13 protein-coding genes are annotated in these 11,326 nt (G+C 67.6%); all 13 read left to right on the top strand.

What is annotated here, in order from left to right; genetic code table 11:
• Positions 1-47 precede the first annotated feature (47 nt).
• The 13 genes from F3H26_RS13725 (at position 48) to F3H26_RS13665 (ending at position 11,084) form a co-directional block, all read left to right on the top strand.
• Positions 48-374 carry a helix-turn-helix domain-containing protein gene (locus tag F3H26_RS13725; RefSeq protein WP_012177086.1) on the top strand — a complete coding sequence of 109 codons (327 nt, stop codon included), beginning with the start codon at positions 48-50 and terminating at the stop codon, positions 372-374.
• Positions 375-384: 10 nt separating this feature from the next.
• On the top strand, positions 385-1,107 hold the full coding sequence (locus F3H26_RS13720; RefSeq protein WP_149776590.1) for an ImmA/IrrE family metallo-endopeptidase: 723 nt from the start codon (positions 385-387) through the stop codon (positions 1,105-1,107).
• A gap of 107 nt (positions 1,108-1,214) precedes the next feature.
• Entirely contained in the window at positions 1,215-2,402 is a 1,188-nt protein-coding gene (locus F3H26_RS13715; protein ID WP_149776589.1) for a hypothetical protein, read from the top strand.
• Complete coding sequence (locus F3H26_RS13710; protein WP_149776588.1) at positions 2,377-3,321, top strand: hypothetical protein; 945 nt, start codon at positions 2,377-2,379, stop codon at positions 3,319-3,321. Before F3H26_RS13715 ends, F3H26_RS13710 begins: the two co-directional genes overlap by 26 nt.
• A 167-nt stretch (positions 3,322-3,488) precedes the next feature.
• Complete coding sequence (locus tag F3H26_RS13705) at positions 3,489-3,698, top strand: helix-turn-helix transcriptional regulator (RefSeq protein WP_021096360.1); 210 nt, start codon at positions 3,489-3,491, stop codon at positions 3,696-3,698.
• A 10-nt stretch (positions 3,699-3,708) separates the two neighbouring features.
• Complete coding sequence (locus F3H26_RS13700; protein WP_149776587.1) at positions 3,709-4,194, top strand: hypothetical protein; 486 nt, start codon at positions 3,709-3,711, stop codon at positions 4,192-4,194.
• Positions 4,194-4,940, top strand: coding sequence for an ATP-binding protein (locus F3H26_RS13695; RefSeq protein ID WP_149776586.1), 747 nt, complete (start codon positions 4,194-4,196; stop codon positions 4,938-4,940). The genes F3H26_RS13700 and F3H26_RS13695 overlap by 1 nt, the downstream gene beginning before the upstream one ends.
• Before the next feature lie 22 nt (positions 4,941-4,962).
• Entirely contained in the window at positions 4,963-5,469 is a 507-nt protein-coding gene (locus F3H26_RS13690; RefSeq protein WP_149776585.1) for a DUF669 domain-containing protein, read from the top strand.
• Between the two features lie 66 nt (positions 5,470-5,535).
• On the top strand, positions 5,536-5,901 hold the full coding sequence (locus F3H26_RS13685; protein ID WP_149776584.1) for a hypothetical protein: 366 nt from the start codon (positions 5,536-5,538) through the stop codon (positions 5,899-5,901).
• Positions 5,901-6,845 (top strand): PD-(D/E)XK nuclease family protein, encoded by a 945-nt coding sequence (locus tag F3H26_RS13680; RefSeq protein WP_149776611.1) that lies wholly within the window; start codon positions 5,901-5,903, stop codon positions 6,843-6,845. Before F3H26_RS13685 ends, F3H26_RS13680 begins: the two co-directional genes overlap by 1 nt.
• The gene (locus tag F3H26_RS13675) at positions 6,839-8,578 is read left to right on the top strand and encodes a DEAD/DEAH box helicase (protein ID WP_149776583.1); all 1,740 of its coding nucleotides are present in this window, start codon (positions 6,839-6,841) and stop codon (positions 8,576-8,578) included. The genes F3H26_RS13680 and F3H26_RS13675 overlap by 7 nt, the downstream gene beginning before the upstream one ends.
• Positions 8,575-8,799 carry a DUF6511 domain-containing protein gene (locus F3H26_RS13670; RefSeq protein ID WP_149776582.1) on the top strand — a complete coding sequence of 75 codons (225 nt, stop codon included), beginning with the start codon at positions 8,575-8,577 and terminating at the stop codon, positions 8,797-8,799. Before F3H26_RS13675 ends, F3H26_RS13670 begins: the two co-directional genes overlap by 4 nt.
• Positions 8,799-11,084 (top strand): PriCT-2 domain-containing protein, encoded by a 2,286-nt coding sequence (locus F3H26_RS13665; protein ID WP_149776581.1) that lies wholly within the window; start codon positions 8,799-8,801, stop codon positions 11,082-11,084. The genes F3H26_RS13670 and F3H26_RS13665 overlap by 1 nt, the downstream gene beginning before the upstream one ends.
• Positions 11,085-11,326 lie beyond the last annotated feature (242 nt).

Below are 11,326 nucleotides of genomic sequence, written 5' to 3'. Positions count from 1 at the left end.
ATCCGCGAACAAGCGGATTGACAGGGAGATGAAGCGATGAACCGGCCATGTCCGCGGACGGTGTGACCTTCGGCCAGGCGATTTCGAAGGCCCGCAAGGCACTCGGTCTCAGCCAAAAGGAGCTCGCAGCGCGCGTGATGAAGGAAGAGGGCGGCGGGTCGATATCCCCGCAGTACCTCAACGACATCGAGCACGACCGACGCAGCCCCAGCTCGGGGCACTTGATCCGCCAGTTCTCCGGCATCCTAAACATTCCGGAGGACTACCTGTACGCACTTGCAGGCCGGCTTCCGGATGATCTGCGGCCGGATGCGTCCACCCCGGACAAGGTCGTCGAGGCCTTCGCCAATTTCAGGAAGACGTTGAAAGAGTAAGGAGTTGCGCATGGTGAAGATGATCCGTGACAACACGGGCCGCTTTGCCGAGCGACCCTTCTACCGCGAGCGGGATCTCGACGATGAATGCGAGCGGCTGATCCGTGAGCTTTTGATGAAGCGCCACGGAAAGGTCGACTATCCCGTCGCGACCGACGACCTGACCGTGCTGATCGAGATGCACGATGCGGACCTCGACCCTTACGCCGACTTGTCAGCGTATGGCGCCGATGTCGAAGGGGTGACGGAGTTCTTTCCCGACCGGGGGCCCAAGGTCTCCATCTCGGAAAGAATCGCCGGCGACGATCGGCGCGAGAATCGCTTCCGGACCACGCTCACCCATGAGTTCGGGCACGTGAAGTTCCACGGGCCTCTCTGGGCGCAGAAGTTCGCCAACGGGGACCTGCTCGAGCGCGGCGTGAACGCCAACAAGGCGATCTCCAAGCGCGACAACATCCTGGACGCCCCGCAGTCCGACTGGATGGAATGGCAAGCCGGTTATATCAGCGGCGCACTGCTGATGCCGGCCACGCCGGTCCGTCGCCTCGTTTCCGACTATTGCAGACCGCGCGAGCTGCATGGCGATATCCATGTTTCGACGGAACATGCCGTGCGGCTGATCCAGATGGTCATGGAGCGGTTCGCGGTTTCCGAAGAGGCCGCCCGCATCAGACTGTTGAAGCTGAACCTGATCACTTCGACGCACGGGCAGCCCTCGCTCTTCGGGCGCTGATCGCGAATCCGCGGAAGTGCGTATTTTTTCGATTGACTCCCTTTAGGCGCGATATACGCTGATTAGCAGATCAGCCGATACATGGAATCGCCAGAAAGGAGATCGCTGTGACTGCACTGTCCGCCTTCCTTCGCAAGACGCCCGGCGAGGCGCTGCGCGAATACTTCGACCGGCCGGAGATCGGCCTGCCCACCGAGTTCGACTGGCCCGCATCGGACGCCGATCTGTCCGGGCCGCTTCTCGGGGCCATCGAGAAGATGTCCCGCGTCCAGCGCGACCGGATCTCGAACGACGCCGAGCGCGTCCATGCCCTGTCCGACGAGCCGGGGCAGGCCGCGATCTACAGCGTGGCCGAGGATCCCGCCCTCCTCGACGGGCTCGCGAACCCGCACGCGCGGTCGCTCTGGATGTTCCTCAACGCGCAGGACCGTTTTCGTCATGCCGAGGAAGTCCGGTTTACGGAGGACCGCCGGCGCGGTCGGATGTGGGCGGGGTACATGACCGACCCCGGTTGCGTCGTGCAGCGCGACGCGTCGGCCCGCCACGCCTTCGTTTCCGCGATCAAGGAGTTCTCGGGCGCTGCCCATGCCCATGTCGACATCTTCGACCGGGTGAGGACGACCCATGAGGGCGACGAATGCGACCTAGTGCAGGTGACGATCTACCGAGAGGGACGGCCCGACGATCTGCTCCGCTTCGACGACAAGGGGTTGCTTGTCCGGCAGGCCTATCGTCCCGTGTTCGAGGCCGCCGTTACCTATGAGCCCGCGACCGGCGGCATCGAGGTGATCGCCAACGACAAGGCGACGCGGAACGAGATCGTGAGGGCGACGGTCACGCACATCCTCGGCATCGAGTTCAAGGAGAACCGCCTGCCGCTGCGGTGCTACGACCTGTCCGTGCTGCTGGCGCCCTACGATTTCCCGGTTGATCCGGAAGACGGGATCGAGGGCGTCGAGGTGCGCGAGCTGCGCCTGATGCCGATCGACGACAGCGATTTCAGGGTGACGCTGGAGAAGCCCGCGCGCGCCGACGAGACGATCTGGACGAAGGCGGAGGAAAGGTTCGGGGATCGCACGCCCCTGAGCGAGGGGTATGTGGTCACGCGGGCCAAGATCGCCGTGAAGCTCGCCCGCCGGCCGGGAGGCGACAGGCGGCGCACGCTGACCCTGACGATCACCTGGCCGCATGGTTGCGATCTGAAGGATCGCACTGCGACCGAGCAGATGATCGGCGAGAAGTACCTGCGGCGCTGGGGGACCCTGGTCGATGACCTGCAGCTCTTCGAGGATTGATCCCGCCGCCCGCAGACTGCTCTCTTCGATCGCCGGAACCCGCGACGCGCGGGTTTCGGCCATGGCGCTGGCGCACATGCGCGGCGCCGGCAAGACGCTGATGGACGCCGGACTGATCGTGCAGCGGGGCAGCTTGATGTCCGTCGTTGCCGATGACGACTTGGACGACACCCCGACGTCAGTCATCGCCCACCCGATCACTGGCCATCATGGTCATCTCGGCAACGCAGTCTGGCACGACGAACGGGCGAGCGCCCGCCGCCAAGTCTATGCGCTGGACATGGCGGCAGCAGCTCGGCGAGTGGTCGCCCGGCTCGATTGCTCACTCGGCAAGGACCCGGTGCCGTATCTCGATGGCGTGGTGTTGGATTTCGGAGCTGCGCGGCTACCGAACCGTACAGCGCGCGTCGGGATCTGGGTGGTACGCGGCTTGAGCGTTCCAGGGGCCTTCGACCAGTTCCGCCAGCTCGCCGCGCGCCGTCCGTCCGAAGGCTTGCGGCTAATTATATCCCTTGATCCGGCCAAGCGGACTTGCCGCTCGACCCTGAAAGGCCACGAGATCGTGCCGCTTGAAGATGTGGTCGATCATGAAGACGGGATCGCCGCGAACCCCGGAATCCTTTCGGCGCGGCTGCTGACGGGTCCTTCTGATCAGGGGCCGGTTTGGGTCTCCGGTGACGGAGCGATCCTGATCGTCCACGGTGAACGCTTTGAGTTCAAAGGCACGAAGCAGAAGGCTGCAGTGCTTATGATGGCCGAGGCCTTCATCGCGGGGGAACACCGGCTCTCGACGGATGCAGTTCTAGAGGCGGCCGCTTGCGGTCGAACCGTTCGGAGACTGTCCGAGCTCTTCAAGGGACACCCCGCTTGGAAGCGGGTCATCTTCGAAAGCGGCGCGAGTTGCTGGATCGAAGGCTGACCGCAAATGGGTGACGCGAAAGGCCGTCCTTCGGGGCGGCCTTTTTCGTTTTCGGGCACCTTGATTTGCATTCCTCCCGTCTCTCCTCCTTGGCTCCTCCCGCTGCCCTCCTAGGCGCTCCCCCATCGTCCTTCGCAGGCATTCGGCCAATCGCGAAGGAGACGACGATGTCAGTCACACATCTCAACCAGGTCGAGCTGGCGGCTCGATGGAAAATCAGCCCGCGCACTTTGGAGCGCTGGCGTTGGACCGGTGAGGGCCCCGCCTTCATCAAGATCGGCGGCCGGGTCGTGTACCGGCTCGAGGATGTCGAGGCCTACGAGGCCAACCGGCACTGCTCGAGCACGGCCGACAAGCCCGCAGTGAAGCTGGCGTGAGGGGGCGGCCATGACGATCCCCAACCACATCACCCTCGACGATCTGCCCACCATGCCGGTCGGCGAGATCGCCGCTCTGCCGGGCGACCAGCTGGCGCTCCTGAAGCAGGACGCCGACGAGCGGCTGCGCGCTGCGAAGACCCTCTGCGACTGGCTCGATGGCGCCATCGCGCTGAAGTACGGCGACCAAGCGCAGGACGCCCGCCGCGTGGAGGGCAAGGACACCGGCACCGTCCGGCTGCAGGATGGTCCGGTCACCGTGGTCGCCGAGCTGCCGAAGCGCGTTGATTGGGATCAGGCGTTGCTCGCCGGTCTGGTCGAGCGCATCCGGGCGGATGGCGCCGATCCCGCCGAGTACGTGGACATCGCGCTCAGCGTCCCCGAGCGGAAGTACACCGCCTGGCCCACGGACATCCGCCAGGAGTTTGAGCCCGCGCGCACGGTTCGGACGGCCAAGCCGAAGTTCCGGCTGCTGCTCGGCGAGGAGGCGCGCTGATGGCCATCTCGCTCGCATCCCTGCAAACCTCGACGTCACTGCGGCCGCCGCGCGTGCTGATCCACGGCGTCGCCGGCATCGGCAAATCCACCTTCGCCGCGTCCGCCGACGCGCCGGTGTTCGTCCTCACCGAGGACGGTCTCGGCAAGCTCCAGGTGCCGCATTTCCCGCTGGCGACGAGCTACGCGGAGGTCGCCGAGGCGCTCGACGCCCTGCTTGACGAGGACCATCCCTATTCCACGGTGGTGGTCGACAGCGTGGACTGGCTGGAGCCGCTGATCTGGGCCGAGGCCTGCCGGCGCAACGGCTGGCAGTCGATCGAAAGCCCCGGTTTCGGCAAGGGCTATGCCGAGGCGCTGACCATCTGGCGCGAATACATCGACAGGCTGAACGCGCTCCGCGACCAGAAAGGAATGGCGGTCATCCAGATCGCCCACACCGACATCAAGCGCTTCGACAGCCCCGAGCACGAACCCTACGACCGGTACGTGATCAAGCTGCAGGCCCGCGCGTCCGCGCTGCTTCAGGAGCACTCCGATGTGGTGCTGTTCGCCAACTACCGGATCTCGGTCAGCAAGTCCGACGTCGGCTTCAACAAGAAGGTGACCCGGGCGCTCGGGTCCGGTGCGCGCGTCATGCACACCGAGGAGCGCCCCGCCTTCCTCGCGAAGAACCGCTACGGCCTTCCGGAAACCCTCCCGCTCGAGTGGTCCGAGTTCCTGGCCGCCATGCCCCAATCCGCCTGATTACGACTGAAAGGACAGCACGATGGCACGTTTCGACACCGCCTTTGACGCCGCCGGCATCGAGCCCACCACCGCTTACGAGATCCTGCCTGCGGGCAAGTACCGCGCCCAGATCGTCGAGAGCGAGATGCGCGTCACCAAGAACGGGATGGGGAAGTATCTCTGGCTGATGCTCGACATCCTCGAGGGGCCGCAGCAGGGGCGCAAGGTCTTCGACCAGCTGAACCTGGTGAACGCCCACCCGACCACGGTCGAGATCGCGCAGCGCACGCTGTCGGCGATCTGCCACGCCACGGGCAAGTTGCAGGTCAACGACAGCGAGGAATTGCACCTGATCCCGATGACGATCCAGGTCGGCGTGAAGCCCCCGAAGGACGGCTACGGCGAGCGCAACACGATCCGCTACCTGGTGCCGGAGGCCCCGGCGCAGGCGACCCCGCCCAAGCCCGCCGCGACGCAGTTGGCCAGCGCGCCCGCTCAGTCGGCGCCCGCCCGCCCGGCCACTGCGCCCTGGAACCGCAAGAGCTGACGCCCTCGGCCGCCGCGGGCTGAAACCTGCGGCGGCCCGGACATCGGCAGACCCGAGAGACAGACCATGACCAATACCACCGACGCGGCCTGCGCGGCCGTGAACGCACCCGGCTTGCCCGACGACACCCGGCGCCTGATCGAGATCGAGGACGCCATTGCGAAGATCCGCACGCAGATCGCGACCGCCGATCTGACGCGGCAGCGGACGGCGAAGCCGATCGACCCCGACTGGTTTCACCGCGCGCGCACTGCGTTGCGCCACCTCAATCGCGAGCGCGCAGAGATCGTCGCCCGTCAGGGAGGCCGCCGCCGGCGCGAACGGCTCAAGGACATGATCATCGCCGTCTTGCGCGAGCGCCATGACGTCGCCGCCTGGGCTGCGGTGCTGGCTGAGGCGCGGGCGCGGCTCGAGCGGGAGGAGGCATGCTGATGGCCGAGCTCCCCGAACCCCCGACGCCGACCCTCTCCGCGATCTACGCCTCCTACGAGGCCCGGCAGGGCGATGGCTTCCGCGACCATCTTGGCGCCTCGCTGATCGGCAAGTCCTGTGCCCGTGCGCTCTGGTATGACTTCCGCTGGGCGACGCCCGCGCGGCACACCGGCCGCATCCTGCGGCTGTTCGAGACCGGCCAGCTGGAGGAGGCCCGGCTCGTCCGCGACCTGCGCGCCACCGGCGCGACGGTGCTGGAGGTCGATCCCGAGACCGGGCGGCAGTTCCGCGTCGAGGCCCATGGCGGGCATTTCGGCGGCTCGCTCGACGCCGTCGCCCTCGGTCTGCTCGAGGCGCCGAAGACCTGGCACGTCGTCGAGTTCAAGACGCATTCGGCGAAGAGCTTCGCCGAGCTGATCGCCAAGGGCGTCGCGCTCGCCAAGCCCCAGCACGCCGCGCAGATGCAGGTGTACATGCACCTGACCGGCATCACGCGGGCGCTGTACGTCGCGGTCTGCAAGGACACCGACGCGCTGCACATCGAGCGCGTCCCGGCCGACCCCGAGATGGGCGAGCGCCTGATGGAAAAGGCGCGGCGGATCATCTTCGCCCAGCACCCGCCCGAGCGGATCAGCGCGGATCCCGCCTGGTTCGAGTGCCGGTTCTGCGACCACCACGGGCTCTGCCACGGCGAGGACGCCGCGGCTGTCACCTGTCGGTCCTGCCTGCATTCCACGCCCATCGAAGGCGGCTGGCACTGCGCGCGCCACGACCGGTTGCTCGACCCTGCCGACCAGCGCCGAGCCTGCCCCCGGCACCTGTTCATCCCCGATCTCGTCCCCGGCGAGGTGACCGACGCAGGCGAGGACTTCGTCTCCTACCGCATGCGCGACGGCTCGGTCTGGACCAACGAAGCCCGCCAAGAGGAGGCCGCCGCATGCTGACCCTGCGCCCCTACCAGCGGGCCGCGATCACCTCGATCTACGGCTATTTCGAGAAGGAGAGCGGCAACCCGCTCGTCGTGATCCCCACGGCCGGCGGCAAGAGCCTCGTCATGGCCGCCTTCATCGACGCCGTGCTCAAGGCCTGGCCGGACCAGCGCGTGCTGGTCGTCACCCATGTCCGCGAACTGATCGCGCAAAACCATGCCGAGATGCTGGGGCTCTGGCCCGAGGCGCCGGCCGGCATCTACTCGGCCGGGCTCGGCCGCCGCGACGCGCGGGCCCGGATCCTCTTCGCCGGCATCCAGTCGATCCACGACAAGGCGACGCGCATCGGCCATGCCGATCTGGTGCTGATCGACGAGGCCCATCTGATCCCCGGCCGGTCGAACACCATGTATCGCCGCTTCCTCAACGATCTGCAGGCGATCAACCCGACGCTGAAGGTGATCGGTCTGACGGCGACGCCCTTCCGGCTCGACAGCGGCATGCTGCACGAGGGCGAGAACGCGCTCTTCACCGACATCGCCTACGAGGTGTCGGTCCGCGACCTGATCGATCAGGGCTATCTCTCCCCGCTGATCTCGAAGCAGACGAAGACCCGCCTCGACGTGACCGGCGTGGGATCGCGCGGCGGCGAGTTCATCGCGCGTGACCTCGAGGACGCGGTCGACCAGGACGCCATCACGCGTGCGGCCGTGGCCGAGGTGATCGCCCATGGCGAGAGGCGCCGGTCCTGGCTCGCCTTCTGTTCCGGCGTTCGCCACGCCACCCATGTCGCCGAGGAGTTCCGCCGCCGCGGGGTGAGCTGCGCCACCATCTTCGGCAAGACGCCGAAGGACGAGCGCGACGCGATCATCGCCGCCTTCAAGCGCGGCGAGATCAGGGCGCTGGCCTCGATGGGCGTACTGACGACGGGCTTCAACGCGCCGGCCGTGGACCTGATCGCGATGCTGCGGCCCACCAAGTCGGCCGGGCTCTATGTCCAGATGGCCGGTCGGGGCACGCGGCTCGCCGAGGGCAAGGAGAACTGCCTCGTTCTCGATTTCGCGGGCAACGTCCGTCGGCACGGCCCCATCGATCTCGTGCGGCCGAAGCGGCCAGGCGGTCCCGGCGACGGCCCGCCACCCACCAAGATCTGCCCCGAATGCGGGACCATCGTGGCCATCGCGGCGCTCGAATGCCCTGGCTGCGGCTTCGAGTTCCCCGGCCGCGAGGTGAAGCTCGAGCCGACCGCCTCGACGCTGGAGGTGCTGTCCACCGGCAAGCCGCAATGGGTCGGCGTCACGGACGTCACCTACAGCCGCCACGAGAAGCGCGGCGGGCGGGTCTCGCTGAAGGTCACCTACCGCTGCGGTCTCGCCTTCCACACGGAATGGGTCTGCTTCGAGCACGAGGGCTATCCGCGCCGCAAGGCCGCGAGCTGGTGGCGCGAACGGGCGCCCGAGATGGACGTGCCCGACTCCATCGACGAGGCGCTCCTGCTGGCGGACCGGCTGCGCCGCCCCACCGAGATCGCCGTCCGCCCCGCGGGCCGCTTCACCGAAATCACCGCCTACAGGTTCGCCCCATGCCTTACAGCCGTGCCGGGCTCTGCGCCGTCTGCCACCGAGAACCCCGCGGCTGGGGCTGGTTCGACGCGCGCTTCCGCGTCTCCGACCCGCGGCGCGACACGAGCCGCCGAGACCTCTGCAGCCGGGTTTGCCAGGACATCTGCCACCGGAGGTCGGGCATGATCGATCCGACCCCCAATGAGACGGCGGCCATGGTCGAGGGCGGCAAGGCCGGCGGCGCCTATCTCGACAGCCTCGGCCGGACCGATCTCGCCCAGCTGACCGAGCACGAGTGGGACACCTTCGTCGAGGTGATCGTCACCGGCTACTGCGATGCCTTGCGTGACCTGGCGGCGAAGGACCGCGCGCGGCTCGACGGCATGATCCCGGAGGTGCCCTTCTGATGGCGGACACCTCGTGGATGGCGCGCGTGGGCGCGCGTCTCGTGACCAACGGCTACGCGATCCTGCCGATCGCGCCCGGCACCAAGAAGCCCGGCCAGTTCGCCCGCGCGGCCTGGCACGACTACCCGCAGTGGAACCGGCATGCGAGCCGCGCCACGACCGAACTCGAGGTCGCGACCTGGTCCAGCTGGCCCGACTGCGGGGTCGGGATCGTCGGCGGCGCGGTCGCCGCGCTCGACATCGACATCGCCGAGGACGGCGAGTTGGCGCTGCGCATCGAGCGGCTCGCCCGCGAACGGCTGGGCGACACGCCCGCGCTCAGGATCGGCAAGGCACCGAAGCGGGTGCTGGTCTATCGCACGCAAGAGCCCTTCGCCGGGATCCGGCGCGCGCCGCTGGAAGTGCTCTGCCTCGGACAGCAGTTCGTGGCCTATGCCGAGCATCCCGACACCGGCCAGCCCTATGCCTGGCCGGACGAGGGGCTCGCGGACCTCGACATCGAGAGCCTGCCGGCTATCGACGCCGAACAGGCAGCGGCCTTCCTCGACGAGGCGTTGGCGCTGATCCCGCCCGAGCTGCGCCCAAAGAGCCTCGGCGGAAAGGGGGCGAACGGGTCCGGACATCCGTGTCTGCCGGCCCATGCACAGGCTGGCACGCTGGCCGCGATCCGGAGCGCGCTAGCGTGGCTGCCGAACGCCGAGCTCGACTACGACAGCTGGATGCGCATCGGCATGGCGCTGAAGGGCGCGCTTGGCGAGGAGGGCGCGACGCTCTTTGCCGACTGGTCGGCGCAGGCGGCCAAGAACGACCCGGCAGCGACGGAGAAGGCGTGGAAGAGCTTCAAGCCCGCGCGGATCGGCGCCGGCACGATCTATCACCTCGCCATGGAGAAGGGCTGGCGCCCCGATCCCGACCTCCTGCTCGACGGCAGCCAGAAGGCTTGTGCGGCCGACGAGCATCCCGCGGCGGGCCTCCTGGCGCGGCTCGCCCAGCCCGAAGCCCCGATCCCGATCCTCGCGCCTTCACCGTCGTTCACGATGACGATCCCGGGTGGGCTCGTGGGCGATCTCGCGCGCTACATGATCGACACCGCGCGCAGGCCGCAGCCGCTTCTGGCGGTGGGCGCCAGCCTCTGCGCGCTCGGCGCGCTGATGGGGCGGCGCTACCGCACGACGACCGACCTGCGCACGAACCTCTACATCGTCGGCATCGCGGACAGCGGATCGGGCAAGAACCACGCCCGCGAGGTCGTCAACGAGCTGTTCTTCGCGGCGGGGCTGGCGCACCACCTGGGCGGCAACAAGATCGCCTCCGGCGCGGGGCTCCTGACCGCGCTCCACCGTCAGCCCGCGATCCTGTTCCAGATCGACGAGTTCGGGATGTTCCTCTCGGCGGCGGCCGACCGCAAGCGCAGCCCGCGCCATGTGACCGAGATTCTCGACAACATGACCGAGCTTTACAGCGCGGCGAGCGGGGTGTTTCTCGGCGCGGAATACGCCAACCGTGATGGCTCGAATGAGCGGCGCGACATCGTCCAGCCCTGTCTGTGCGTTTATGGAACCACGACGCCGCTGCATTTCTGGGGGTCGCTGCAGGGCGCCAACGTGGTGGACGGCTCGCTCGCCCGGTTCATCATCCTCGTGACGGACGACGACTACCCGGACGAGAACCGGTCCGTCGGATTGCGCCGGTCTCCGCCCGGGCTGATCGCGGGGCTGCAGCGGCTCGCAGAAGGGGGTGGCCGGGCCAGCGGCAACCTGGCCGGTCGGACCTCCGGACCCGAGACTGCCGTGGACCCGATGACCGTGCCGATGGACGATGCGGCGCAGGCGCGCTTCGATGCACTCGGCGAGGAGACCACCGCGGAGCTCAGGGCTGCGGCGGGCACGTTTCAGACGCCGATCCTCGCCCGGATCGCGGAGAACGCGGCCAAGGTCGCGCTTGTCCTGTCCGTGGGGAGGGATCCGGTTCAGCCCGTCATCGGGCTTGAAGAGGCCGCATGGGCCATCGACTTCGTGCGCCACTTTGCCCGACGCACCATCGACGCCGTCGAGCGCCACGTCGCCGACACCGAGACCGAGGCGCATCTGAAACGCGTGCGCGAAATCATCCGCAAGGCAGGGGCGACCGGCGTCACCAAGTCCGAGCTGACCCGCGCCTCGCAATGGCTCCGGGCGCGCGACCGCGACGACATCCTGCTCACGCTCGTCGAGAGCGGCGACATCGCCACGGTCGAGCAGGAGACCGGGGGGCGGAAGGCCATGCGCTTCCGGGCGATGCGGTGAGGGCCGGGACGATGCTTCCTTCAAAGGCCCCAATCCTTCATTTGAAGGAAGTTCGCGCCCAAGCCTCCGTCCCGCAACGGAAATCCGGCGCGCGGGGCTTCTTTCAATATTTCACGCAGAGACCCTCGCGCGCGTGGGTGGGGATGGAAGCCAGACACATACCCCATGAAGTAACTGAAATATTGAAAGAAGAGATTTATCCTCATTCTGCCAATGGCTTGCGGCCCCACTTCCTTCAAGCG

Origin of the sequence: Ruegeria intermedia, assembly GCF_900129345.1 — a bacterium.
Lineage (GTDB): Bacteria > Pseudomonadota > Alphaproteobacteria > Rhodobacterales > Rhodobacteraceae > Ruegeria > Ruegeria intermedia.
This window is presented reverse-complemented; position numbering and strand designations above follow the sequence as displayed.

Bases quoted from the DNA above. Each gene is read 5' to 3' on its own strand.
- F3H26_RS13725 (WP_012177086.1), top strand. From the start codon at position 48: ATGTCCGCGGACGGTGTGACCTTCGGCCAGGCGATTTCGAAGGCCCGC.
- F3H26_RS13720 (WP_149776590.1), top strand. From the start codon at position 385: ATGGTGAAGATGATCCGTGACAACACGGGCCGCTTTGCCGAGCGACCC.
- F3H26_RS13710 (WP_149776588.1), top strand. From the start codon at position 2,377: ATGACCTGCAGCTCTTCGAGGATTGATCCCGCCGCCCGCAGACTGCTC.
- F3H26_RS13705 (WP_021096360.1), top strand. From the start codon at position 3,489: ATGTCAGTCACACATCTCAACCAGGTCGAGCTGGCGGCTCGATGGAAA.
- F3H26_RS13700 (WP_149776587.1), top strand. From the start codon at position 3,709: ATGACGATCCCCAACCACATCACCCTCGACGATCTGCCCACCATGCCG.
- F3H26_RS13695 (WP_149776586.1), top strand. From the start codon at position 4,194: ATGGCCATCTCGCTCGCATCCCTGCAAACCTCGACGTCACTGCGGCCG.
- F3H26_RS13690 (WP_149776585.1), top strand. From the start codon at position 4,963: ATGGCACGTTTCGACACCGCCTTTGACGCCGCCGGCATCGAGCCCACC.
- F3H26_RS13685 (WP_149776584.1), top strand. From the start codon at position 5,536: ATGACCAATACCACCGACGCGGCCTGCGCGGCCGTGAACGCACCCGGC.
- F3H26_RS13680 (WP_149776611.1), top strand. From the start codon at position 5,901: ATGGCCGAGCTCCCCGAACCCCCGACGCCGACCCTCTCCGCGATCTAC.
- F3H26_RS13675 (WP_149776583.1), top strand. From the start codon at position 6,839: ATGCTGACCCTGCGCCCCTACCAGCGGGCCGCGATCACCTCGATCTAC.
- F3H26_RS13670 (WP_149776582.1), top strand. From the start codon at position 8,575: ATGATCGATCCGACCCCCAATGAGACGGCGGCCATGGTCGAGGGCGGC.
- F3H26_RS13665 (WP_149776581.1), top strand. From the start codon at position 8,799: ATGGCGGACACCTCGTGGATGGCGCGCGTGGGCGCGCGTCTCGTGACC.